19 protein-coding genes and 2 pseudogenes are annotated in these 24,654 nt (G+C 43.6%); 8 read left to right on the forward strand and 13 right to left on the reverse strand.

The window, feature by feature from the left end; translation table 11 throughout:
- Positions 1–77: 77 nt before the first annotated feature.
- Positions 78–2,588 (reverse strand): TonB-dependent receptor, encoded by a 2,511-nt coding sequence (locus RJ41_RS06200; protein ID WP_039218321.1) that lies wholly within the window; start codon positions 2,586–2,588, stop codon positions 78–80.
- Positions 2,589–3,246: 658 nt separating this feature from the next.
- On the opposite strand from RJ41_RS06200, the gene RJ41_RS06205 reads away from it, so the two are divergent.
- From RJ41_RS06205 to RJ41_RS06220, 4 genes are all read left to right on the forward strand, one after another.
- The gene (locus RJ41_RS06205; protein ID WP_039218324.1) at positions 3,247–5,265 is read left to right on the forward strand and encodes a putative bifunctional diguanylate cyclase/phosphodiesterase; all 2,019 of its coding nucleotides are present in this window, start codon (positions 3,247–3,249) and stop codon (positions 5,263–5,265) included.
- A gap of 5 nt (positions 5,266–5,270) precedes the next feature.
- Positions 5,271–5,849 (forward strand): thymidine kinase, encoded by a 579-nt coding sequence (locus tag RJ41_RS06210; protein ID WP_039218326.1) that lies wholly within the window; start codon positions 5,271–5,273, stop codon positions 5,847–5,849.
- Positions 5,850–6,213: 364 nt separating this feature from the next.
- Positions 6,214–9,117 (forward strand): TonB-dependent receptor, encoded by a 2,904-nt coding sequence (locus RJ41_RS06215; RefSeq protein ID WP_039218329.1) that lies wholly within the window; start codon positions 6,214–6,216, stop codon positions 9,115–9,117.
- A gap of 151 nt (positions 9,118–9,268) precedes the next feature.
- Positions 9,269–10,771, forward strand: coding sequence for a tryptophan halogenase family protein (locus RJ41_RS06220; protein ID WP_039218331.1), 1,503 nt, complete (start codon positions 9,269–9,271; stop codon positions 10,769–10,771).
- Positions 10,772–10,786: 15 nt separating this feature from the next.
- On the opposite strand, the gene RJ41_RS06225 is transcribed toward RJ41_RS06220, so the two are convergent.
- Entirely contained in the window at positions 10,787–11,812 is a 1,026-nt protein-coding gene (locus RJ41_RS06225; protein WP_039218333.1) for a LacI family DNA-binding transcriptional regulator, read from the reverse strand.
- A gap of 183 nt (positions 11,813–11,995) precedes the next feature.
- The gene (gene upp, locus RJ41_RS06230) at positions 11,996–12,625 is read right to left on the reverse strand and encodes a uracil phosphoribosyltransferase (protein ID WP_014950265.1); all 630 of its coding nucleotides are present in this window, start codon (positions 12,623–12,625) and stop codon (positions 11,996–11,998) included.
- 328 nt (positions 12,626–12,953) lie between these two features.
- Between upp and RJ41_RS06235 the strand changes: the two genes are divergently transcribed.
- Positions 12,954–14,237: a pectin acetylesterase-family hydrolase gene (locus tag RJ41_RS06235; protein WP_039218336.1), complete on the forward strand. Its 1,284-nt coding sequence runs from the start codon at positions 12,954–12,956 to the stop codon at positions 14,235–14,237.
- A gap of 218 nt (positions 14,238–14,455) precedes the next feature.
- On the opposite strand, the gene RJ41_RS06240 is transcribed toward RJ41_RS06235, so the two are convergent.
- The 9 genes and pseudogenes from RJ41_RS06240 to RJ41_RS06275 all read right to left on the reverse strand — a co-directional run bounded on the left by RJ41_RS06240 (position 14,456) and on the right by RJ41_RS06275 (position 22,462).
- Complete coding sequence (locus tag RJ41_RS06240) at positions 14,456–14,677, reverse strand: helix-turn-helix domain-containing protein (RefSeq protein ID WP_014950268.1); 222 nt, start codon at positions 14,675–14,677, stop codon at positions 14,456–14,458.
- Between the two features lie 382 nt (positions 14,678–15,059).
- Positions 15,060–15,554 carry a WbuC family cupin fold metalloprotein gene (locus tag RJ41_RS06245; RefSeq protein ID WP_039218343.1) on the reverse strand — a complete coding sequence of 165 codons (495 nt, stop codon included), beginning with the start codon at positions 15,552–15,554 and terminating at the stop codon, positions 15,060–15,062.
- Positions 15,555–15,567: 13 nt separating this feature from the next.
- Positions 15,568–15,990: pseudogene (locus RJ41_RS06250) on the reverse strand (glycoside hydrolase family 97 C-terminal domain-containing protein); the annotation flags it as partial.
- A 26-nt stretch (positions 15,991–16,016) separates the two neighbouring features.
- Positions 16,017–16,226, reverse strand: a pseudogene (locus tag RJ41_RS19580) (glycoside hydrolase family 97 protein); the annotation flags it as partial.
- Positions 16,227–16,318: 92 nt separating this feature from the next.
- Positions 16,319–17,323: a ribosome biogenesis GTPase YlqF gene (gene ylqF, locus RJ41_RS06255; protein ID WP_039218349.1), complete on the reverse strand. Its 1,005-nt coding sequence runs from the start codon at positions 17,321–17,323 to the stop codon at positions 16,319–16,321.
- A 38-nt stretch (positions 17,324–17,361) separates the two neighbouring features.
- The gene (locus tag RJ41_RS06260) at positions 17,362–18,144 is read right to left on the reverse strand and encodes a TrmH family RNA methyltransferase (protein ID WP_039218352.1); all 783 of its coding nucleotides are present in this window, start codon (positions 18,142–18,144) and stop codon (positions 17,362–17,364) included.
- Between the two features lie 95 nt (positions 18,145–18,239).
- Positions 18,240–19,118: a transglutaminase-like domain-containing protein gene (locus tag RJ41_RS06265; RefSeq protein WP_084081792.1), complete on the reverse strand. Its 879-nt coding sequence runs from the start codon at positions 19,116–19,118 to the stop codon at positions 18,240–18,242.
- A 17-nt stretch (positions 19,119–19,135) separates the two neighbouring features.
- Positions 19,136–20,374, reverse strand: coding sequence for a hypothetical protein (locus RJ41_RS06270; protein WP_039218355.1), 1,239 nt, complete (start codon positions 20,372–20,374; stop codon positions 19,136–19,138).
- 57 nt (positions 20,375–20,431) lie between these two features.
- Positions 20,432–22,462 (reverse strand): aminotransferase class I/II-fold pyridoxal phosphate-dependent enzyme, encoded by a 2,031-nt coding sequence (locus RJ41_RS06275; RefSeq protein ID WP_039218357.1) that lies wholly within the window; start codon positions 22,460–22,462, stop codon positions 20,432–20,434.
- 199 nt (positions 22,463–22,661) lie between these two features.
- On the opposite strand from RJ41_RS06275, the gene RJ41_RS06280 reads away from it, so the two are divergent.
- The 3 genes from RJ41_RS06280 to RJ41_RS06290 all read left to right on the forward strand — a co-directional run bounded on the left by RJ41_RS06280 (position 22,662) and on the right by RJ41_RS06290 (position 23,998).
- Positions 22,662–23,027, forward strand: coding sequence for a hypothetical protein (locus RJ41_RS06280; protein WP_039218360.1), 366 nt, complete (start codon positions 22,662–22,664; stop codon positions 23,025–23,027).
- 1 nt (position 23,028) lies between these two features.
- A complete protein-coding gene (locus RJ41_RS06285; protein ID WP_014977119.1) occupies positions 23,029–23,235 on the forward strand; it encodes a hypothetical protein in 207 nt (68 codons plus the stop codon).
- A gap of 106 nt (positions 23,236–23,341) precedes the next feature.
- The gene (locus tag RJ41_RS06290; RefSeq protein WP_039218364.1) at positions 23,342–23,998 is read left to right on the forward strand and encodes a crotonase/enoyl-CoA hydratase family protein; all 657 of its coding nucleotides are present in this window, start codon (positions 23,342–23,344) and stop codon (positions 23,996–23,998) included.
- Between the two features lie 58 nt (positions 23,999–24,056).
- Here RJ41_RS06290 and RJ41_RS06295 read toward each other — a convergent pair whose 3' ends face one another.
- Complete coding sequence (locus tag RJ41_RS06295; protein ID WP_039218367.1) at positions 24,057–24,572, reverse strand: Mpo1 family 2-hydroxy fatty acid dioxygenase; 516 nt, start codon at positions 24,570–24,572, stop codon at positions 24,057–24,059.
- Positions 24,573–24,654 lie beyond the last annotated feature (82 nt).

Below are 24,654 nucleotides of genomic sequence, written 5' to 3' on the forward strand. Positions count from 1 at the left end.
AAAAACGCCCACTTCGAGAAGTGGGCGTTTCACTATTGTGTATACGCTAACGTGCTTTCCCGTTAAAACACGTGTTATTAGTCAAACATATACTTTAGAGAAAGCACTGTTGTACGACCGTTAAGAGGACGCGCTCGAACATAACTACCCACTGCCGCAGAACCTTCTTCTGACTCAGTAATTATGAACTCATCAGTTGCATTGTTCATGTTAAGTGACACTGAGAACTGATCGTTAACCCAGTAGGTAGCAAATAAGTTTACAAGCGTGTAGCCATCTTGCTTCAGGTCATTATTGTCTTGCACGAAGTACTCAGTAGAGCCTTGTAGTGAAGCGCCAACAGACCAAGTGTCAGTTACGTACTCAGGCGTAATTGTCCAAATCCAATCCGCTTGACGGCGAGGCGTGTTACCAACCAATGCAGGGTTATTAACGTCGTCACTAATCTCAGCGTCAGTCCATGTTAAGTTACCTGACATCACAAAGTTGTCAGTTGCATTCCAACGACCTTCTAGCTCAAGACCAGTTGCTTCGTATTCACGCATGAAAGTTAGACCACTTGTTACTTCTGCTTGCGTATCTTCAGTAACAGTATCAAACAAAGTAGCGTTAACCATTAGGTCTTTAGTACCGTACTTATAACCAATTTCGAACTGCTTGGTAGTGTCGTAACCTGAAGTTGTGCTTGTTAGGCTACCATCCGCGTTCAACGTACCGCCAATTTGAAGTAGGCGGTCAGCAATGGCACGGCCACCTTTAGAGTAACGAGCGAAGAACGTTTGGCTATCGCTCAGTAGGTATGAGCCACCAATTGAGTAAGACGTGTTGTTTGCACTGTAATCTACGATTTGAGACGCCGCACCAGCACGGTTTAGGTTGATTACACCACCGCGGATAAAGCCGCTATTAGTTGCAGAAGCATCTTCAATTTGCTCAATTACACCGTTACCGTTTAGGTCGAAGTCAGCATTACCACCACAGCAAGAGCTAATAAGCTCGCCAGAAGCTTCTGTGGTATCGTGACGTACCGACGCATCAATTAAAATGTTGTCCGATAACTCAAAGCCAACGTTCATATAAGGTGCTTTGGTCACGTAGTTAAGGTCCCATTCCCAAGAAAGGAAGCTTGCTGATAGAAGACCATCAGACACTAGCTCAACACCGTCTGCATCTGTAATAGTAAGCAACTGAGAGTTGTCACCATCAAGTGTTTGAATAAACGTCTGCCAGCTTGACCAGCTTGTAGCGATGTCTTGATTTGAGTAGTAGTAACCTACTGTTAGGTCGATACCGTTATCAAACTCTTTACGCAAGCTGAAATCGTTGATCATGTTGCCAAGGTCGTTAATTCGCGTGTCAAACTGAAGATTTGTAAATGCTTGACCCGTATACACTTCACCTGCGCCAGGGCCGTTGGCTAATACTACGCTTGTGCTGTCACAATTTAGCGCATTGCCATCACCGTCGGTTGCACCAGCGCAAAGTGCTGAAGCAAAGTTTGAAACATCACCTGGGCCTGCAGGGAAACCATCAGTGAACGGTGCGATGAAGCCACCAGAAATGTCTGAAATACGGAATTTGTTTAATAAGAACAAGTTCTCAGCCACTTCCAAGTCTACTTCTACACCAAATGAGTTTACTTTTGACTCGATGCCGTCGCGAACGTCACGGTTTTCCGGATTGCCGAAGCTGTCGAAAGTAGAAATATTCGTATTGTACGCTGAATTCAATGCTTGCGAGCTTGCATCGTAGCCTGGAACTGGGCCATATTCGCCATCACCTTTAACTAGTACTGGTGAAGGTAGGTACGTCGACACTTTGTCATCTAAGTTCTTGTAGAAGAAGCGAATGTGACCGTTGTCTAGCATCTTCGTGATATTAAATTTAACCTGACCGCCTTGGTCACCATTGTAACCAGTTTCACGAGGACCTTCACCGCCACGAGCGAAACCTGCAATATGGTAATATAGGTCATCAGTGATTTCGCCACCGTAGCGGAAATCTAAACGAAACTCTTCATAGTCAACACCGAACGATGTACCGATAGCACCACCAGCTACTTCACCAGTGTTGCTAATCATGTTGATTACGCCGCCAGGCGAGTTACTTGCAAACGTTGACGCTGAACCACCACGTACAGCTTCTACATTAGCTACAGACCAGTCGTAGCGTAAGAAGTTGTCTGCATTACCGAAGTTGATGTCACCGTATTCCAACACAGGTAGGCCATCTTCATGTAGTTGCAGGAACTTTGAGCCACCTGTAGCAAGTGGAATACCGCGAATAGTTATGTTTGCATTACCGCCACCACCAGATGATTCAGCACGAATACCAGGCAGCGCACGGAAAACCTCAGCGGTAGAACGTGGTGCAAGTTTAACAATGTCTTCCTCGTCAAACGCGCTTACAGAAACACTTGCTTCTTGCATAGTTGCGCCACCAGGTGCAGCAGTCACAACGATTTGTTCAAACTTTTCTTTCGACTTTTTGTCAGCGTCCGATGTCGCAGCTTCTTGAGCGACAGCCGCTCCAGAAAGCGCAGTGCAAACGGCAAGAGTCAGTGCGTTGAGTGTGTGATGTTTTTTCATGTTTTTCTCCGGCAATGTGTTGGAGTTGTTAAATCCTAAGTAACCTATTTCCCTAGACTACTAGGGTGGATGACAACACAACAAGCTTAATCGATTAAGAATCTATAACAAAAAAACAACATTGTAAACATCCTGTGAAATAATTTTTTATAGACTTTAGTGCGAATACTCCAGATGTTAACAATTTTAAGGGAATGAAGAGCCAAGGACTTTTTTCGATGATTTGGCTGAGTAAAAAATATCGATTAAGTTAATTTAATCGTAGTGAAATATAATTTATAAAGTGCAAAATTAGCTATTAATTTACCGGCAACGTTTATCGTATGAACTTTAGTTTTATTTAAAGCTATATGACGAAAGGCATACTATATTGCTATGGTTAACTACTGTGGTGTTGAGACCTTTTGGTCTTTGATGTACATTTTTTAGGCTGTCCACATGCAGTTTAAAAAAAAGAGAAATTATAACCCATTGTTTCTAAAGTTAAATTTTTAACGCTGTAAAAAAGGCACGCTAGTGTTCCATAAAGGAGCCAAGTTTGTAGGCTAAATATCATTAGGCCCAAATAGAAGATAGTTAATAATTGTACTGAAGGGGTATCTACATTCTCTGACCCGCATTATGTGCACCATACGCATTACTTATAGGTTTCAACAGGTTGAGTATACAAAACGACTTTATCTCGAAGATTGAAATAGAGAGAGACACAACTGACATGCTGATAGGCAACAGCTTTATCGGCTTTTTAATGACTGTTTTCGCCTTTTCGGGGCTCGTTTTCTTCTTTGATAACGTTGACCCATCGACGTTCACACACAAGCTACAAGTGTGGGCTGCTATGGTTAGCGTTTGTGTAGCCCGCCTGATGGACTCTCTTTACTGGCGCGTCAAGTTAGCCGGAAAGCCCTATAATCCTCGCCCCGCGTTAATACGATTTTCCGTTGGTCTCTATGTTACTGGAACGATTTGGGCGCTTTATTCTGTCCTTTTTTATCAGACCATGGCCACCATTGAGCTTGCGGCAACTATGGTGGTACTTGCAGCCATGGCTGGAGGCGCAGGAACAGTGCTATCACCAGATAAAAACCTTGCAGGGTTTTATTCAACAGCGCTTTTAGTGCCCATGTCATTGTGCGCAATATTCGACGAGCAAGGCGATTTTTTTATTTTAGGTATTCTGGGCCTAGTTTTTTGGTTTGGTATCTTTATGAGTGCGTTTCGTTACAACAGTTTTTTTATAAGTACGCTTCACCTTAAAGCAAAAAACAATAGCTTAGTGGAACAAATGAAGGTTGAACGTAGTGAAACAGAAAAAGTAAATCAACTGCTTGTAGCGTCTAACGAAAAACTTGATGCGTCAAATGCAAATCTTGAAGCCGAAGTTGAACGACGAACCGCTGAACTTTACCGACTATCCAATAGAGACCCGTTAACTAATTTACTCAATCGAAATGGATTTTTAAAATACCTGAATAACTTACTCGACACTACCCGCGCGCTTGATAACTCATTGGCACTCTTATTCATCGACTTAGATGGGTTTAAGCAGGTAAACGATAGTTTAGGCCATAAGATCGGTGACATTGTACTAGCCGAAATTGCAAACAGGTTACGTAACTACACAGAGGAAAACCATCTTGGAAGGTGGGGCGGCGATGAATTTGTCTCAGTTATTCCCTACGCTAACATCGACACGGCTAAAGCGGTGGCCCATGCAATGCGCAGCGGTATCACCATTCCGATAATTGCTAACGATAACCAAATCACCCTTGATGCTACGATTGGCATCGCTATGTTTCCTGAACATGGCGAAACGGCTGTTGATCTGATTCAGCAGGCGGATTTGACCATGTACGATCAAAAACGCCAGCAGCGTGGCTCTGTAGGCGTTTTCAGCGAAGCACTTCACAAGGATATAAAGCGAGAGCAGCAACTTTGCGAGCGACTTCGCGGTGCAATAGACAATGGCGAGTTTACCGTATTTTATCAACCAATAATCGACGTCAATTCAAATACTCTCTCTTCTGTGGAAGCCTTACTTAGATGGAAGTTAGATGACGAGCATATTTCACCTGCTGTGTTTATTCCCTTAGCCGAGCGCGGCGGGCTCATGCCTGAAATAGGAGCATGGGTATTGAATCGCGCACTCATAGACCTATCCCACTGGCAGTTTAAACAAGGCCTTGCAATATCTATTAACGTGTCAGTTTCTCAACTTCTTGATGATAGTTTTTTAAAAACGCTAGACAATACACTTAAATCTACTCAGATTTCATCTGAGCGATTACATCTAGAGATTACCGAGAGTGTTTTCGCGAGCAATAAAGAAGTGGTGAGCGTAAAAGTCAATGAACTCGTGGCTCGAGGCATTAAGGTCTCTATTGATGATTTTGGCACTGGTTACTCATCGTTAAGCCGCCTACAATCTATGCCCTGCGATTTTATTAAAATTGACCGCTCTTTTGTACAGAATAGCTCTGAAGAGAGTGATACCATAATAAGAGCAACACTTTTAATGGCAAAAGAGTTTGGCTGTAAAACTATTGCAGAAGGGATCGAGACAGAGGAGCAAAAACAACACCTTGCTTCACTGGGAACCGATTACCTGCAAGGTTTTTATTTTGCTAAGCCTATGAATGCCAGCGACCTTATCTCTTGGTATAACGAAAACTATTAATCACCATGGCTCAACTTTATTTTTATTACTCTGCAATGAATGCAGGGAAGTCTACCTCATTACTTCAATCGGCTTATAACTACCGTGAACGCGGCATGCATTCCGTCATTTATACTGCAGCGCTTGATGATCGATACGGCGTAGGAAAAGTCACGTCTCGTATCGGCTTGCAAGCCGATGCCAAGCTATATGCAAAAGGCGATGATCTATTTGCCTCAATTTGCAGAGACTGTGAAGCGTTGAAGCCCGACTGCATATTTATTGACGAAGCACAATTCTTAACGAAAGCACAAGTAAAGCAGCTAGTAGATGTAGTTGATGAACTCGATGTGCCGGTACTTGCTTATGGCTTACGTACCGACTTTTTGGGTGAAACCTTTGAAGGCAGTCACTATTTGCTGGCTTGGGCAGATAAGCTATCCGAACTAAAAACTGTTTGCCATTGCGGTAAAAAAGCAAGTTTCGTCGTCCGCTTAGATGAAAACGGAAACGCTGTAAAAAATGGTGACCAAGTTCAAATTGGCGGCAACGACACCTATGAGTCAATGTGTAGAAAGCATTTTAAAGAACTGGTTTGGGACTGAATCCCAACATTAAGTAACCCATAAAAAGGTCAGTGGTCACTGAGTATTTTAAATGTTGCGGGCTCTAACATTTATTGCCCGCTTTCCTTCCAAAAAGGAGTTAAACACGACAATCAAATTTCTCTCGCTCTCTTCTCCACTTTCGACTAATCAGTGTCACCCAAGCTCGTTCAGCACATTCCAACATCAACAAAAAGCATTAAGGCTGAGAATAAATTAATTTACATCATAACTATAGAGTTTTTCTTAAAAAATTTTACTTAAACAATTAAGAAAAGCACTTGCGCCTTTTTAAAACTGATACTACTGTTAAGAGGATGTAAATAATAAACCTTTTTTTAACGCACTCAGCAAGGTATCACCCATGAAACACACCAGTACGTTTAAACCGGCTTTAATTGCTATTTCGATTGCTGCTGCACTTAACAGCGGAACAGTTGTAGCACAAGACACACCTGATGACGAAAAAGTAGAAGTTATTCAAGTTTCCGGTATCCGAGGCTCTTTAATGCGGGCACAAGCGGTTAAAATGGACAACGATTCTATCGTTGAGGCCATTTCCGCGGAAGACATCGGTAAACTTCCAGACTCATCAATCGCAGAATCACTCGCCCGCTTGCCCGGTCTTTCAGGTGAGCGTGTGGGTGGAAGAACGTCTGGTATTTCTGTACGTGGTTTTAAAGAAGACTTCACCGGCACCTCGTTGAACGGACGAGAGCTGATCGGCATTGGTGATAACCGTGGCGTAGAGTACGACTTATACCCTGCTGAAATCATGACTGGTGCCACAATTTACAAAACCTCTGACGCTTCGCTGATTGTCCAAGGTATTGGCGGTACCGTTGACCTTCAAACAGTACGCCCGCTCGCAGCTCAAGAAACGCTTACCGTCACTGGTGTTTATGAGTTGGGTGGCAATGATTCGGATAACCCCGAGTTTGATAATAGCGGCAATCGTTTTGCCCTATCCTTCGTAGAAAAGTTTGCAGATGACACGGTAGGTCTCGCGCTTGCCATTGCATCAACGGAATCCCCCAGAAACGAGAGAAAATACGGTGTTTGGGGATATGGTGAGAATGACGATGGTAAGGTGCTTCCATTTGGTTTAGACACTCAGGCCATTAGCCGCGTGCTAGAACGCGACACGATTTCAGCCATTCTTCAATGGCGTCCCACCGATAGACTAGACATTGTTTTTGATGCGCTAGATATTGATTATTCCGACTCAGGTGTGATTCGCGGTTTCATCGAACCCTTCGCTGCGGCAAATGTAAGCGGTACAGGCATTAACAACTCGGGCACGCAAGTTAACGTGAATCCAGTACTGCGTACAGATCCCGCGCAAAAAGATGGCGAGCTTCAAACCTTCGGTTTAAATATCAAATACGACATAACCGATGAGTGGTCACTCACACTAGACGTGGCAGACAGTGAATCGAACAAACGCGACTTGCGTGGTGAATCATACGCTGGTTTAGCTCGGTCTGGTGCGCTTGGTGAGGGGCAGCTGGGTTCACGTCAGTTCCAAATGAGTACGGACGGTATTTTCTTTACCGACAGCAGCGGTCTTGACGCTTTTTCTGACCCAGACTTGCTTCAGTTGGCTGGCCCTCAAGTTTGGGGTGGCGGTATGGCTAACATTGCTGATCAGTTCACCACCGATGCTTTACAGGCTAATGGCCAACCCTACAGCTATTTCAACGCTCAAGATGGCTTCCTGAACTTTGCCGATTTTGAAGAAGAACTGACCACAATTCGCTTCGAGGCTATAGGCTATGTAGACTGGGGAATATTTAACACTTTTACGGCCGGCGTAAACTATAGCGACCGATACAAAGCAAAAGATAACAAAGGTTTCTTCGCAACCGCATCATCTTATCCATTTTCTGAAGCGATCCCTGAGCAGTATCTGTACAACGGCTTAGCTGACTTAACCTGGGCTGGCATGGGTTACGTTGTAGCCTACGACGGCTTTGCCCCTTACAACGATGGCGAATATACGCTCAATGATGCAGGGCTTCTAGAGCCCGATCGTTTAGGCGATACCTACACCATTGATGAAGAAGTAACTACATTATACGCCCAGCTAGACTTTGAGACTGAAGTCCAAGGTTTCAATGTAAAAGGCAACGTGGGTGCACAATATGTACAAACGGACCAAAGCTCAACGGGTTTCATTGGTATTGTAGGCCCGAACTTTGCCGTTTGTGACGACGATGGCAACCAAGTGGTTGATGCGGACTGTATTATTACGGATGGCGATGATTACTCTCACTTCCTACCTAGCCTGAACGTAAGTGTCGAACTTAATGAGAATCGTTACTTGCGTTTGGCGGCATCGAAAACCATTAGTCGAGCGCGTATCGATCAAATGAAAGCATCAGGCTTTGTTAAGTTTGATCAAAATATTGAGCTGATTGCCACAGAAAATTCTGAGGCAGCGGTGAGAGAGTTTGGCTCCCCTTGGTCTAAATTTACAGGTAACCCAACGCTTCGTCCGTTAGAAGCCAACAACTTTGACATTTCATTTGAAAATTACTTCGATGAAGAAGGCTATGTTTCGATTGCGCTTTTCTATAAAGATTTGGTTAATTGGACCCGCGACGGTAACCAGCTTATTGATTTCACGAATGACGCAACCAATGACGGTGCTAATTACTTCATTCCTGGATTCCATGACAGAATCGTAGACGTTGCTGGTAACTACGGCCCGCAAGACACGCCTTACGAAGTGGGCGATTTAGTTACACCACCAGACCAAGGCTTCTATTCGTTCTTCGAGGATGGCCTAAAAGGTGAAATGAAAGGGGTTGAGCTAACGGCCAATGTTCCTTTGAGAATGCTTACTGACTCTCTGGATGGATTCGGTATTGCCGCTTCTGCAACAATCCTAGATGCAGAGCTTGAAGATGGCACAGCCATTCCAGGCCAATCAGACAATACGTACAGCGTTACAGCGTACTATGAGATGAACGGCTTCGAGATTAGGGTTGCGGCAACCGATCGTTCTGAGTTCCTTACATATCAGCGTGGTGGTTCAAACAAAATTGAGCCAGCAACTCGTAACGCCGTTACCCAAGTAGATGCTCAAATCAGCTACGATTTTGCAGATAGTGGAATTGAGTATTTAGAAGGGCTAAGAGTGTCGTTACAAGGCGTCAACCTTACTGATGAGAAAGAAGAAACCATTGATGATGCGGGCATTGTTACGCTTCGCCGCGAGTTTGGTCCTTCTTATATGTTAAACCTTAACTATTCGTTCTATTAAAAGGGTTCATCCCTGTTGAACGTACGCAAATAATGGCACGCATCTTTAGACAGTGGATACGTGCCTTGCATTACTGCCATGTAAAGTGTGGCAGTAATGCGCATCTCTGACATTGTTTTATTTTCATCCTTCGTTTATTACAGAGCCTTTAATGACAACACCACACCGCATTGTGATTGCTGGGGGCGGCACAGCAGGTTGGATGGCTGCCAACCTCTTAGCGCATCGCTGGGCTAATCAAGCTGTCACCATTACACTCATAGAATCGGAAGACATTGGCACAATAGGCGTAGGCGAGGGCTCAACGCCAACTCTCAAGCGATTCTTTCAGACCCTTAATATTCCTGAGTATGACTGGATGGAAGAGTGCCAAGCCACGTATAAAGTCAATATCAAATTCACGGGATGGAGTGGCAATAATTCACACAGCTACTCTCACCCTTTTATTAGCCAGCTAGATATTTTTAGCGAACGGGCATTTCACGTTAACGCCTTAACCAGAAGACTGGGGCTTGATGTTGAAACTCAGCCCGATAAGTTTCTCCTGGCGGGTTATTTAGCAAAGAAAAAGCTTGCTCCTCTCCCCTCACATAATTTTCCCTTCGACATAGAATACGGCTACCACTTTGACTCTCTCAAACTTGGGCGATTCTTACGTGAGCGCGCTAAATCAAAAGGCGTATCTCACGTTATTGGTAATATTGAATCGGTGCATACCACATCATCTGGCGACATTTCACATCTCGTTTGTCAAGACGGACAAAAATTTGCAGGAGACCTGTTCATAGATTGCACGGGGTTTTCAGGGCTCCTTTTACAAAAGACGCTAGGCGTACCGTTTAGGGACTTTAGTGATAACCTGTTTAATGACTCGGCCGTTGTTTTGCCTACTCCTGCATGCGCTAATTTACCAGTTGAAACTGAATCGGTAGCCATGTCGAACGGTTGGCGTTGGCAGATACCGCTTCGCAACCGCACGGGAAACGGGTATGTGTATAGCAAGCAGTACCAAGAGAAAGACGCTGCAGAATGTGAATTGCGACGCGCATTGGGGATGGAAAATACCAATGTTGAAGCAAAGCACTTGTCTATGCGCGTAGGTCAATGTGAAAGGCACTGGGAGAAAAATTGTCTTGCTCTGGGTTTGTCGCAAGGTTTTATTGAACCTTTAGAAGCTACGGCACTACACCTAGTTCAAACGAGCATCGAGCTTTTCGCGGACAACTATTCCTTTGGCGCGACAAGTGCTCAACAGAGACAGATATTTAATCAGGAAGTTTCAGAACGCTTTGAACGCGTCAGAGACTATATCGTGTGTCATTACAAGCTAAATGGGCGCAACGACAGTGACTATTGGAGAGACAACAGAGCTAATATGAAGCTATCCGAGTCACTGCTTAGTTTACTTGATGTGTGGTACAGAAAAGGGGATATTGTCGAGGAAATAAAACGTCAGGGTATCGGTCAACATTTCAGCACTACGTCATGGCATTGTTTGTTGTCTGGATATGGTATTTACCCGCCACCGGCACTCAATCAGCCCGCTTCTTTGAAGGAAAGCGGCGATCTTTTCGAAGAAAAGAAACTTGCCGCATTTTTTAATCGCTGTTCGTTAAACTTTGATAAGCAATCAACCTTATTTAGAGCGGGCTGAGCCCTAAGGCTCAGTCTATACAGTATCTCCAACTTGCAATTCAAAAGGCAGCGTACTCTTTGCTGTTACTTGATTAAGTAGTGCTTTTGTTGCCTCTACTCCTTTCTCACTGCTCGATTGGCAAACGGTAGTAAGGCGCGGTCGGGTCCGCTCAGCTTCTTCAATACCATCAAAACCTGTTATTTTGAGTTCTTCTGGCACCTTTATTCCCATTTCTAATGCCAAGTGTAATAACTCCAACGCTATAATATCACTCATACATAAAACAACATTAGGTCTGGGCGAGCTAGTCAATACCTCTTTAGCCGCCTGCCTCGCGAAGTGTCGATCACTTTCTGGAAGGTGCCAAATACGCTCATTGCTGACTGATATACTCTTTTCTGTTGCAGCCCTCAAATAACCGTCAAGCCTACGGTGGGCAATTGAGCTATCTACATCTATCAATGGGTTATCATAAATACGACATGTCGAAGGCGAATCTATAAGACGAAGGCCAAAAATTGCCACGTTATCACCTTCGTTTAGTGCATGAGATGCGACGCGATACGCTGCTTCCTCATTATCAATATTAATAGACGGCTTATCTTCAATGTCAAAATCAACCGTAACTACGGGTTTAGGCGATACCGCTAACTCACTTACCAGATTGCTATTACGAGGCTGCCCGTAACAAATGAATCCATCAACAAAATCAACAACGTCAAGAATGCTGTCAGAGTCTCCTGCGTAAAGTAACAAGTGCTTACCATTCTCTTGGAGGGTAGAAGAAACGCCTTTGATAAAAGTACTGGCGACGGGATCACTTACCATATATGAAATGCTGTCGGCCAACACCAAAGCTACAATGTTTGACGTGCCTTTTCTTAGAATCTGCGCAGCTTTATTAGGGCCGCTATAACCAATCTTCTTACACTGCGCTAAAATCTCTTCGCGTTTTGTTTTTGATAATTGGTCTGGGCGGTTAAATGCATTTGAAATAGTTGCAGTTGAAACGCCCAGCTGTTCCGCAACGTCTTTAAGGGTAAGTTTTGTTTTGTTCATTAATAATTAACTCATTTAACGAAGCTTGTTACCCCATATTGCGTGTCGAAGGGCCATAAACATTCGTTGTTACTACCCTTCGATTGTAACACCTTCTTAAACGTTTAACTTAAAAATATTAACGTTTGATGTGAGTTTTATTTAAAAAATACAACACGACTTAATGTTAAGTCGCTTTTTCTGTTACCGCGTTCCGAAGATCTTGTCCCCAGCATCGCCTAATCCTGGCAATATATAACCCTTTTCATTCAATCTATCATCGATTGCGGCGGTAAAGATATCAACATCCGGATGGGCTTCAACAACAGCTTTAATGCCTTCAGGCGCAGCAACAAGGAATAGTCCCATTATTCTTCGACAGCCTTTCTTTTTCAGAAGGTCGATTGTTGCAATCAAGGTACCGCCTGTTGCCAGCATTGGGTCAACAATCAGTGCGGTACGTTCATCAATGTTTTTTACTACCTTGTCAAAATAGGCAACTGGCTGTAGTGTATCTTCATCACGGTATAGACCTACTACACTTATCTTCGCATTTGGAATAAGTTCCAATACGCCTTCAAGCATACCTAAGCCAGCACGAAGAATAGGGACAACAGTTATTTTCTTACCTTTAATTTGTCTTACTTCTACCTCATCCCCCGACCAGCTTTTAATCGTCGCTCTTTCCGTAGGCAGTGTTCGCGTTGCTTCATAAGTCAGAAGGTTCCCTACTTCAGAGGCAAGCTCGCGAAAGTCTTTGCTGCTAATTTTAGCGTATCGCATAAGCCCTAGTTTGTGCGCAATAAGCGGGTGGGTAATTTCGTGAACGGCCATGTAAGACTCCTTGTAATCGATTTAGCTATATTTTAACCCAGAAGTATTTTAGTTAAAGCGATTAGTCGTAAAAATATGTTTATTCAATGCTTTAAAACGCTACATCAACGCTAGACAGAGTGGATAAATGCTATAACCTAGTGCGTAGGCTATAGCCACAGTTCGTGGCGCAATTCACGATCATGAATGTATAGCGCTCGCTATGAATTGTCTTAGTTACGCGCTAATGAGATCGATTGAGAAAGTTTCAGGAAGTTCAATTTTCTCATAACAGCCGAATCAAACTTACTATTCAAACCATGTTTATCTATGTCAAAAGGAATTGTTTATGCATTCTTACGCTAAACGTTTTCGCTACTTTGCTGTAATGGCACTGAGTTTCTGTGCCCATAATGCCTTTGCACAATGGGAGCAAATCACTCCTGAAAATGAGGTGGTGGTATCAGTACCTGGCGGCGTTGAAAAAACCGTTTACCCATCATGTTCTCTTCCTGCTTTACCGGGACCAGAGGGGTTAGCACCCAATCCATTCTCGTTTTATTTCGAACAAGGAGAAAGTGATAACCTACTTATCTACTTTAATGGTGGCGGCGCCTGCTGGGACAGTGCCACTTGCTTAGCGTCAATGCAGCTCGAATTTGACGATAACCCGATGTCGCGAGCCGCTTATAACCCATCAGCCGTAATCGAAAATACGCCATTTATTTCAGGCGGAATATTTGAAGATACACAAGAGAACCCTTTTCAAACTTGGTCAAAAGTTTTCATTCCCTACTGTACTGGCGACCTACACTTAGGCTCAAAAGACACGCAATACGTTGACGAGCTTGGTATCGTTACAGGTCTACCTGGTGCCGAAGTTACTTTAAAGCACCGTGGTCACGACAACGCACTAGTTGTTATGCAGTGGATTAAAGAAAAACTGAACAACGATGATTTATCACCCAACAAAGTGCTACTCAGTGGAAGCAGTGCGGGCGGTTATGGTGCAACGTTCAACTTCCCCTACTTCCAATCGCTGTTTGGTCGCACAAAGGTTGCCCTCTTCGCCGATGCGTCGCTTGGTGTTATATCCCGCGGCTTTACGCAAACAGTACTAAACTATCAAGGGCCATGGGGGATAGAAGATACACTACCACGTAATTTTCAATCACTGATTGGCAATTTTAACCATCTAACGCTCAATAAGCAGGTGATGCTGCGATTAGCTTATCAGTACCCTTGGAACCGTTTTGCGCAATATTCAACAGGAACCGACATTGTTCAAATTCAGTTTTCTAAAATCTCTGATCAGGTCTCTAAAGGTAATTTAGACCCAACGACATGGGGTGTAACAGAATCTGATTTAGGCTACGTACTTGGCTGGCAGCTTCAGGCTAATGCGTCAGTTCATGCGCTGTCAGCGTTCACATGGAACTATCAATTTTATATTGGTGAAGGCACCTGTCACATGGTACTAAACGACTTCTGCGAAGATAATGCCTTTCCAGTATCATCGGCCAGTCCATTTTATAATGAACAAAGTGCTAGAGGGATTTCCTTTAACGAATGGCTACACACGTTTGCTACATCACGCCGCTTTAGAGAAAATAGCGCTGCTTACTACCAATAAAATACGAAGTGCGAACTTGTATTAAGAAGTAATGAAAAACATGGCAAGTCCAACCCGGAAGTGGTTGGATTAGCCATATTTATACCTGCGGTAATACGCCGCGATTACGAACATTTTAAGTCTCGCTGAGTGGGTAATTATCTATATTGACTGGTATTAAAACTAGGATTTGTCGTTCCTTGCCGTGCATTTATGCAGCAACAAATTAACACGCCCTACTACCCTACTTGTAAAGTAGCACCATCTGGCATAGTCACTTCAATTTTCATGTTCCCGCCAACCGCAGCTAGATAAGCAGCTGCACGTTGAAGAGAAACGTCCTGGATACGCTTTGATTCCAACTTGCTTACGCCTGAAGCCGTCACTGATAACGCCATTGCTACGACTTCCTGTTTAACTCTGTGCTGTTTTCTAATGTCACCTAGTGTGATTTCTTTCATTGTTTTTTACCGAGAATTTCGGGCATTAAAAAAGCCCAGATGGTGATACCTTCTGGGCTTTTGCAAAACGTTCTACCTGCAGTGCCCAGAAGCCAATACTTGCCCCTGAACACCGACGGTCAGGTGCAATCAGTAATTAAAATTATAAAAATAACCAGTTGAAACGTTTTGCATGATAATTCTCTTTTCACAATGTGCTTGTACAAACGACCCTGTGCCGCGACTAAGCTAAATGTTGAGGCTTCGGTGCTTTTCAAAATTAAGCAGCGGCCTTCTGTCACTTATCCTTAACCATACCATGTAGATAAGCAATAGCAATGACTTTCCAAAAAGGAAAGTGCCTAAAGCATGCTTTGAGTGCGTGATTAGACAAGAAGTGCCTTTAAAAGGCTACGCTATCACCCACCGCCGCTTGCTTGAGTGATGCTAGAAAATTGGGGGCCTGATCGTTTCCTTCTTCAGGAGACCAGCTTGCAAAGCCTTTATCATCGGTGACTTCGTAAGGGCCCTGTTTAACTTCCATGAAAACTACTGGGCTATGGCACACCGTTGCGTGCCAGGTGTTAGGAGGAATCTCAATTCCGCTGGTCTCTCCACTGGCCGTTAGCGTTACTCTGTTTTCAACGTCGCCATCGTCGCTGAAAAATAGAATGTCTAATTCGCCCTCTACCACCATGAAGAACTCCCACTTATGAGACTGTACATGTCGATGAGGCCGCACGTAGGAATCAGGCATCATTGCAATAAACAAACGCTGCACCATGTCGGTATAAGATTTATGTACGTTCAAATTAGCCCGTCGGCGAGGACTTTCCTCAGCCGACTGTTTAAGCGTTTCAAACAACGCTTTATCAAAATACTGAATCTTATCCAACATCACACCCTGTCTATTATTGCGATAGTAATTTAAAGCGTATCGCTCCTCCCCCCGATGGCGCAAGCTTTAATGACAAAACATCAGCAGACGTCACTACCTTTTTCTCGATGTTTATTGCGGAGGGGTTTGTTTTCCAATGCGCTTTCTTTCCATCCAGATAGAGCTGCGCTTCATACTGTTGACCTTTCTCTAGAAAGGTTAGTGGTAATGATATCTCTCTGGCTTCTTCATTCGTAATCGCACCAACAAACCAATCGTTTCCAGAGTAGGATTTGTGCTTGCTAGCTTTACGCGCCATTACAATATATTCGCCCACTTCCCCTTGAAGCGCTTTACTATGAGACCAATCTGTAGGGACGTCTTTAATAAACTGAAACGCCGGTAAATTATTCTCATAATTACGAGGCAAGTCTGCTGCCATGTTTGATCCACCGTATTCCTGCTTATCTCTTCTACTTTAAAGTCGCGATATAAAGGGGCGGCTTTTGCAAAAGTAAAACCAAGCTTACCGAGCCCTAAAACGGGTTCTCCGTTAAATGACACCCGATATTGCGCCAATTCGCCATCATCTGTGAACGATAACTTTACTTTTTTATCTCGGGAGAGAACCGACAACTCATTAGCTATTGAAGGCAAGGAGAAGGCCAATAGAAGGAGTAAAAATACGCGCATAAAATATCCAACAAAAGTTGTTAACCTAATGTTAGTGTCAAGTAATGGCGAATTTTTGCACCCCCCCTTAATCGATTAAGTCTATTTTTTGGTTAGCGCTTCTTTTTCTTCATTCTACGGCTTTGTTCTTGACGCTTCTCTTCTCGTTTTTCTTTTCTATCTTTCTTATCAGGCGTTAACGAGCCTGTTTTGAATTTTGCTTTACGCTTGGCTTTCGCTTCAGCTTTCTTCGCCGCCTCAAGTGCCATTTCTTCTTTTTCGACTTCCAGCATTTCTGGGGTCTCTAGCGTTATTCGCCCCAACTTACCCGACTGCAGTTCTTTAAGCAGGATCTCGCATATTTTATGAAGATTTACGCGACCACCCGCTTGAATTGCTCCGCGCGTTTTGGCGGCCGCTTCCAGAAATTCTATTTCAGTGTCGGGCAACTCGTCCAGCTTGTAGCGCTCCTTCATTACCTCTGGATACGCTTTAATAAGGTAATCTGCCGCAAAAAAACCGACATCATCGTATTCCATCGCGGTGTTTTTAACAGCACCTGATGAAGCCAGCCGATAGATGGAATGTGGGTTTTCAAGCTTGGGCCACAGTACTCCCGGCGTATCAAACAAAATAATACCGCTGCCTAAGTTTATGCGCTGCTGGCTTTTCGTTACAGCGGGTTCGTTACCTGTTTTAGCAATGATTCGGTCGGCTAAAATATTAATTAGCGTCGATTTACCCACGTTAGGTATACCCGTGATCATAGCTTTAATTGCTTTTGGCTGACCTTCTTTATACGAACAAATGCTTTTAACCAGCTGCATAATTTGCTTGCTGTTGCCCGGGTTATCGCTAGAGGTCGTGATCGTCTTCACGCCGCGCTCTTTCTCTAAGCTCTCCTGCCAGCGCGCAGTAATTTCTGGGTCTGCCAAATCATACTTATTAAGAATTTTAATACAGGGCTTATCGCCGCGTATTTTTGCAATTTCGGGGTTTTCACTGGAATATGGAATACGCGCGTCAAGCACCTCAATAAGAATGTCTACTTGATTAAGCGACTCTTTAATTTCTTTCAGAGCTTTGTGCATGTGCCCTGGGAACCATTGTAATGCCATGGTTGTTTCCTATCGTTATCGAGTTGAGGAGAGTGTGCTTAACGGGTTAATTCATAAGCGCAGATATTCACAGCGCTGGCCAAGTTTAACGAGTCAATCTTACCACTTCCTGCAATGGTATATGCTGTTGCGTTTAGCTGCGATAGTGCGTCAACAGGCACCCCACGAGCTTCATTGCCAAAAAGATAGCACTGGAATTCACCGAAGGTTTCTGAGGTGATGCTTTCACCATTCATGTCCAAGAACGCAAATCGTTCAAACCGCTCGCTCAAACTTTCAAGTGCTACATTCAATTCCATGTTTACGTGGAAAATGGCCCCCATACTTGAACGTACAACTTTTGAGTTGTACGGATCCACGCTATTTGGACTTAGCAAAAGTGTGAAATTACCAAACCACGCTAATGTTCTTAATATCGTTCCTAAGTTACCAGGATCTTGTACTTCATGAAGATAGATGTACTTTTCGGTACTAGAGTTGTTTTCAGAAATGTTGGTTTGTGACCGGTCTGAACTTAACGAAGCGTTAGGAAGTGGAACGCGAGCAATAATACCTTGAGGTGACTTAGTATCGCTTAGTTGCTGCATTTGTTGCGACGATATCGTCTCAATCTTCACCGCAGCTTTAGAGGCAGAAAGCCTTTCTTTCACCCATGCCCCATACTCAGCCGTTATATAAAGAGTGATATCACCTAAAGTACTGCTGTTATGCTTAATAACACTGAATAATTCTAAAACTAAGTGCTCTCCTTCCACCAAATAGAATCCGAACTGTGTTCTAAATTTCTTTTGATGAAGCTTTTTCACGTCACTTAGTTTCATTTGCACTGCCCTTTTTGTTACTTGCGGCGCAAGTGTAAGGTATCCAGCACAAAACGCAAAGCGACATCTATGATGTGGGTGGAGAGAACCTAGATTTAATTGTCGGCGTCTATTTGCTCACGCTCAGAACGAACGGTGATCTGCTCGGGCATATTGAGAATAGCTTTGGTCAAATCAACAGAATATCCTATTCCTTCGTTATCCATTATGTGAGCAGGAAGGTAAAACTTCTTAAGCACTTTTGCATCATGCATTGCCGCATCAACTCGATACCACCTTCCATCAAGCCACATTTCATTCCAAGCATGTCCATATGCTTCGACGCCGCTTTCGTACTCTACAATCACAGTACCCACAATCACTCTCGCAGGTATCGCCAGTGCCCGCGCAAGTGCAGCCGCAAGTACCGAGTACTCGGTACAGTCGCCGCTTCTAGATTTAGCTACAGTAGAAGCAAAAGAGAAATTATGAACATACGAAGGCTCTGAAATGTAGCTGGCAATGAAGGTTTCAATATTGTCCCCTACCCTTGTATTTCCATTCTCATTACCTTGTTCGTTGCTATATTCGTTTAAAAACGCTTCCACAACCGTTTGTACCGCCTTTTCTTCAAAATCGATAACAAATGTGTTCGCTTTATAGTTCGCTAGCATGTCTGACGTAGGTTCAGATGCACTTTCTAACGTTTCGTTAAGCGTTATCGAGAGCACACTATTTTGCAACTGTTGGTGTTGAGAGAGTGCTACGCCACGCCAGTGCGATAAGACAGCGCCAGCAGCGTTGGGGGCATACACCTTCACATCAACCCATATCTTTTCATCAAGTGGCAGCGACACATCTTCATCCATAGTCAAAGGAATTAGCGCAAAAGTAGGGGAGCTTTGCGCGTAGCTAACATGACTTAAAAGGAGTCCGCTAAGTATTGTGAAGAAAGCCCATAACGTCTTACTTGCTTTCAAAACTTTATATTTCATTATGAACAATTTCACCGTCACAGCTTTATCGGCTTGCCAGATACGTACATCGGCATAACACCGTAATCTATAGGCCCCATTTCCACTTTGGCTCTTTGCATAATGAAATCTTCATCGACTGTATATTCAATCTTAAAACTTTCAATTTCAGCCACTAGCTCCAATAACCCATTTTTTTGACTCTTTTTATACATGACTGTTGGTGTCGGCTGAGTTGGGTCTCCTTCTAGGCTCCACGTGTTATAGCTCAAAGAGTCTTGGTCTGAATTGGCTAACTTTTTTGTCTCAAGATAGGCGCCAAAGTTTGAAGTAAACACATCATCATAAGAAAGTTCAGAGTTTACCTTCTTTCCTTGTATTTCACCCTCGATAACCCATGTTCCTTCTGTTCTAGACAGCCCCATTGATGACATTACCTCGCCGTTTTCCACGGTGTATTCGTAAGTATTGATCAAGGTACCGTCAACTCGGCTCCATGAACGCGCCAAAGAATCGGTAGATGAGACAGTATTAGCATCAACAGGAAGAATAAGTGAAGTTGCTTCTACAATTTCCACATCGCCATCAGCATCAACAGAGAATTTTTCAGACACTATACCTACTAGTTCACCCTGCATCTTCATTCCATTAATGGCAAAAAAGAAGGGCTTTACATTTGCCGTTCTATCTACTGCATTAACAAATGAGGTGAATACGTCTTTAAAGGTTTCTCTATAGCCAATCTCATTGTGCAAGCAAACCTGCAAACCATTTGCAGACTCCGCAGACATGCCTTTCATCAAACCAGAAACCCGTTCGTCGGTCTCACCTAAATTGTAGAGAATGTCGTAACTGAAAACGGGAACATTGCCTAAGTTTGAAACATCAAGGCTGAAGTTATATTGACTCTCTAACGCTTTATTTAAGTTTGCTGATACGTTGTTTACCGCGTATTTCATCATGTTGACGAGTGAATTAGCTAAGCCGTCATACTCTTGAAAAGCCCAACACTCAACAGGAGATTCAGAGCCGATATCTACCGTAAAGTACCAGTAATTATCTTCAGACTGTGCCTCTGACCATGTACCAAGGCCAGTTGCATTGATAGGGAACGCAGGAAGAGATAAGCGAGTTCGAGGCAGATCCTTTGCCTCTTTTACTAATGACTTACTGAACCAATCAGGCAACTGTTCGCTGGTTATATAATCTTTAGCAGTCGCTGGTGCTGTTGATAATAGCCCTGTTAGCAAACAGGCCACAGAGGTTCGTTTCATCATTTTTCAATCCTTTTTTATTAGTATATTTTGACTACTAGTTTTGTCTAAAAACGCGTCTCAACCTTCAGCAACCACATAAATGTCACCGTCGTAAATACCTTGCACGGTTAGCTTTTGGCTTGCCAGTGCCTGAAGATAATCAATATGCGCTTGCTCCACTTTTTGCCCCGGAACAATAAGCGGAATACCTGGAGGGTACGGTGTAATTAAACCTGCTGCTGTGCGACCAACGCTGCTTTGCCATGGAATGGCTTCTCTAGGGCTGAAAAACGCTTTCGACGGAAGGTCGTCTAAATGAATGGGCGGAATGTCTGCCGGTAACGGGCTCTTGCTCTTGCGCTTACTAAGGTTAACAGCACCGTCATCAAGACGTTTCAATGCATTGTACAGCCTTACAATTTTAGAGCGCATTCCGCCTAGCGTAAGCAGTACTAAAATAGTGCTATGGGTAAACTTCTCTATTTCTAAACCGACTTCGTCCATCAAGAAACGATGTATTTCTTGATTTGAATAATCAAGCGCCGATACGTCAATTAAGATTTTAAGCGGGTCGTGCCCAATGTTGTCACTTTCAAAGTGAGAAAACATATTCGCAAAGTCACTGGGCGAAAGTATCTTAAGTCGCTTGAACTTGGCCATTTGCGACTTGAGCTCGGCCACATTACTTAATAGCTCATTAAGGATTTTGTAGCCTTCCATTTCCAACTGTTGACGACAAACATCAAGCGAAGCAATAAGTTGATACTTGGGCGAGGTGCTGGTGTGAATAGCAAAGACCTCTTTAAAGAAGTCTTTATCGAATTCTGGGTCGTTTACGTGAATAAAGGATGCTTGCGAGAAGGCCGACACCACTTTGTGCGCAGAGTGAGTAATATAGTCTGCCCCAGCTGCGATAGCAGAGTAGTCACGTAATGCAGGGTGGAACAATGAATACGCAAACCATGCTTCGTCAATGAACACTTTAATGCCATGCTCATGGGCTAAATTTACGACTTGCTTAAGGTCAGTCAATAACCCGTCATAGGTACAGCCCGTCAGCACGATAAGTTTAGCGTCAGAATTCTCTTCAATAAGCTGCTTAATTTGCGCCATTTTAGGCGGTGAAAATATACCGTATTCAGGGTTGAATACGCTGTCTAAATACACTGGCATGGCTCGCGCCTGAATAATGCCGTAGTGCACTGACTTGTGGCAGTTTCTGTCGGCAATAACTTTGTCGCCCTCACGCAACAGCGTCTGCAAAATAATTTTGTTTGATGTAGAAGATCCGTTCGTGACGAAATAGGAATGGCGAACTTCAAATGTATTCGCGACAGCGGCTTGCGCTTTACCAATAGCGTGAGTGCCATCTGATAGTGAACCCAGCGAGTCTACGCTTACCGATAAGTCACTAACAAACACGTTACGGCCAAAGAAACGATAAAAATCACTGATATAGGGTGAATTTCTAAAGCTTGCGCCACCGCTGTGACCTGGCGTATGCCACGAGTCATTAGACTCTACTACATAGTCTTTGTATTCAGTCCAAAACGGCGTTTCGTTTCTATCATCAAAGTCATTGATGATATAACCCAAAATGGACTCTGGGTCTGAAATAATGTCGTTACGATAGAAGAATGATTCAATGCCATTGGCTTGGTTTACAATATCCAGCCCTTTTACTGCATCGCCTAAGACATACACGGGGAGCTCAGGGCGAATTCGTTTAATGGCGTCGATAACTCTGGCGTTATTATCAATTACCGCGTTGCGTGCAGACGACTTTTCGCTTGTGGTTTTCTCGTTCGCGTTTTGTGAACTGATACTTTCGGCTACGGGGCTCGCACTTTCACTAATTGCGCCATTTAAAGGCACTAGGTCTGTCAGCTCTTTAACCTTCGCTACCACATCCCAGCTAAATACCACAGCCTGAATGTCACCGTCTTCACGAACAAATTGTAGTGCCTTTGCAACGGAATTTGCCTCTAGCAGACTTATTTCCACATCGCTTCGGTCAAAGTAGGCAATGGTGTTACCTATACTTGATGTAATTTGTTCCAACAGATCAACAGCATCTTCTATAACAAGAATTTTTAAATGAGGGCGCATTAACCAACCATGTAATTAATAGTGAGCATTTAGCACTAGGCTAAAACTCATAAAACCAAGAATAAATAAACTAAGAATCTATAAACTAAACACAGTAAAACTAAAAATAGTGTAACTCTGAATTTCACTGGTGTCGTGTAAACTCTTGCTATGCCGTAATAAAAGTGCGTAAACGAATTGAACCGGGGCTAAACCACTCATGCACACACCTTCCCTTCAAAACCAATTCCCACACGCTTATCTTTCAAACTTAACAGAGCACAAAAGTAACCTACGAGAATTCTTACACTACGCGAAAAATGTGCTCCCTTCTATTGCTTCAACGAAGAAAAGCACCTGGCCAATACATCATGACCACTGTTTTATGCGGGTGATTTTAGACAATATTGTCGGCTGTGCTTGGTATGAGGTCATTGCGTCTCCGGCCTATAAAAACCTGACCGACAAGCAAGCCAGCGCTGCATTAAACCTTGCCAAACAAATAGCCACTGACAGTGTCTCGCTTCACGTACTCAACCAACGCTCGAAACAATGGCGCAATAAGCAGCTAAAGCTGGAGTTTTAGTATGACAAAACGAACAACCATTAACGACGCAATTTTAATAGAAGATGGCCAAGACCTAGAGCGAATTGTGAAAGATAAACGTGCGCAATGGCGGGCTAATAACGCGAAAGCGCGTCGCAGGCAACGCCGATATAAAAAGAAGCTTATTGCAGAACTTCCGCGAATTATTACCGATATTCATAGCACATATCCCGAAGATGAAGCCTAAAGCACTATCATAAAAGAAATCAATTACCTACAATCACTGCTAGAAAGTTGCGCTTAACAGAGTGTAACGTAAATTAATTCCTACTAAGAAAGTGACAGGACATACCATGGCGTTTAATTTAGCTATTAATAACGATATTGCAGTAATCACCTTTGACGACGGAAAAGTTAACGCCGTTGGCTTTGAGCTTATTCAGCAGTTTAACGATGCCTTAGATGAAGCAGAGCAAAACGCAAAAGCGGTTGTATTACACGGCGGTGAAGGCAAGTTTTGCGGCGGGTTTGATTTATCGGTAATGAAAGCCGACGACAAAGCAAAACAACACGAGTTGGTATCAAAAGGCGCTGAGCTAATCGTACGCCTATATAGCTTCCCACTACCTGTAGTCGTTGCTGCAGAAGGTCACAGCATTGCAATGGGCGCAATTATGCTTATGGCTGCTGACCTGCGCATTGGTAAAGACGCAGATACTAAGTATGGTCTTAATGAAACCGCCATTGGCATGGTGCTTCCGCCATTCGGAATGGAGCTAGCTAAAGCTAGACTTGCCAACACCAGCCAAACCGAAGCCTTACTTTTCTCGCGTATCTACCAAGGCAGCGAAGCGGTTAAAGCGGGCTTTTTAGATGCTGCAGTACCTCAAGAGCAGGTTTTAGCAACGGCTATGGGTTATGCAGAAAAACTGAAAATGTTGCCTAGACAGTCTTTTGCTGAGTCTAAAATTCAGATGCGTAAAGAGACAATAGCCAAGATGCAAGCCTAGGCCCTAGTTTGTAACAACGCGTTGAGGCTTGATATTTCAACGCGTTGTTTAGAAGTAATTACTTTACAGGGCCAGAACGGCGTTCTATTTCTTCTTTAAGGGCACCTCTTAGGCCTAGCTCAAAGCTTAATTCCGCAAGCACAAATAGTGGCCCTATCGCCAACCCCATAATGTCGTCAACAAAAGCTGGCTTTTTGCCCTCAAAATGATGACCGATAAACTGAAGCACCCAACCACCAATAAAGATACCTAGTGAGACTGCAAGCCATACTCCTATACCATTTTGCGCGATAGGTTGGGCGAAATAGACCATAGCGCCTGTTATTAGCGTCATCACTGCGCCAAGCTTTATATCTAACTTTATATAGAACGCATTACCTATCGCCCAAACAAACAGCGCAGGACTTACAACCATGTCTCCAAAAATTGGGGCATTGACGAGAAATGCAGGCTTACTCAACAAACAGAATACCGAGAAAACGATGAGTGGAATTCCGATGTAATGGGTATATATGTTTCTTTGATCTCGGTGGTACTTGGCGTACTCACTTAAGTGCTGTTCTAAATTTTTCATGCTGCTTCAACCACAAGTTAAATCGATGTTTAAGTTTACTCTGCTCCCGCAGTCACAAACTGTCGTCTTGACGACAAAGTAA

This window comes from Alteromonas marina (genome assembly GCF_000808575.1).
GTDB lineage: Bacteria > Pseudomonadota > Gammaproteobacteria > Enterobacterales > Alteromonadaceae > Alteromonas > Alteromonas marina_A.

Excerpts from the sequence above, each read along its gene's own strand:
- RJ41_RS06200 (WP_039218321.1), bottom strand. The coding sequence starts at position 2,588 with ATGAAAAAACATCACACACTCAACGCACTGACTCTTGCCGTTTGCACT.
- RJ41_RS06225 (WP_039218333.1), bottom strand. The coding sequence starts at position 11,812 with ATGAACAAAACAAAACTTACCCTTAAAGACGTTGCGGAACAGCTGGGC.
- RJ41_RS06215 (WP_039218329.1), top strand. The coding sequence starts at position 6,214 with ATGAAACACACCAGTACGTTTAAACCGGCTTTAATTGCTATTTCGATT.
- RJ41_RS06290 (WP_039218364.1), top strand. The coding sequence starts at position 23,342 with ATGGCGTTTAATTTAGCTATTAATAACGATATTGCAGTAATCACCTTT.
- RJ41_RS06275 (WP_039218357.1), bottom strand. The coding sequence starts at position 22,462 with ATGCGCCCTCATTTAAAAATTCTTGTTATAGAAGATGCTGTTGATCTG.
- upp (WP_014950265.1), bottom strand. The coding sequence starts at position 12,625 with ATGGCCGTTCACGAAATTACCCACCCGCTTATTGCGCACAAACTAGGG.
- RJ41_RS06270 (WP_039218355.1), bottom strand. The coding sequence starts at position 20,374 with ATGATGAAACGAACCTCTGTGGCCTGTTTGCTAACAGGGCTATTATCA.
- RJ41_RS06210 (WP_039218326.1), top strand. The coding sequence starts at position 5,271 with ATGGCTCAACTTTATTTTTATTACTCTGCAATGAATGCAGGGAAGTCT.
- RJ41_RS06240 (WP_014950268.1), bottom strand. The coding sequence starts at position 14,677 with ATGAAAGAAATCACACTAGGTGACATTAGAAAACAGCACAGAGTTAAA.
- RJ41_RS06220 (WP_039218331.1), top strand. The coding sequence starts at position 9,269 with ATGACAACACCACACCGCATTGTGATTGCTGGGGGCGGCACAGCAGGT.
- RJ41_RS06260 (WP_039218352.1), bottom strand. The coding sequence starts at position 18,144 with ATGAAACTAAGTGACGTGAAAAAGCTTCATCAAAAGAAATTTAGAACA.
- RJ41_RS06295 (WP_039218367.1), bottom strand. The coding sequence starts at position 24,572 with ATGAAAAATTTAGAACAGCACTTAAGTGAGTACGCCAAGTACCACCGA.
- RJ41_RS06280 (WP_039218360.1), top strand. The coding sequence starts at position 22,662 with ATGCACACACCTTCCCTTCAAAACCAATTCCCACACGCTTATCTTTCA.
- RJ41_RS06285 (WP_014977119.1), top strand. The coding sequence starts at position 23,029 with ATGACAAAACGAACAACCATTAACGACGCAATTTTAATAGAAGATGGC.
- RJ41_RS06265 (WP_084081792.1), bottom strand. The coding sequence starts at position 19,118 with ATGAAATATAAAGTTTTGAAAGCAAGTAAGACGTTATGGGCTTTCTTC.
- RJ41_RS06245 (WP_039218343.1), bottom strand. The coding sequence starts at position 15,554 with ATGTTGGATAAGATTCAGTATTTTGATAAAGCGTTGTTTGAAACGCTT.
- RJ41_RS06235 (WP_039218336.1), top strand. The coding sequence starts at position 12,954 with ATGCATTCTTACGCTAAACGTTTTCGCTACTTTGCTGTAATGGCACTG.
- ylqF (WP_039218349.1), bottom strand. The coding sequence starts at position 17,323 with ATGGCATTACAATGGTTCCCAGGGCACATGCACAAAGCTCTGAAAGAA.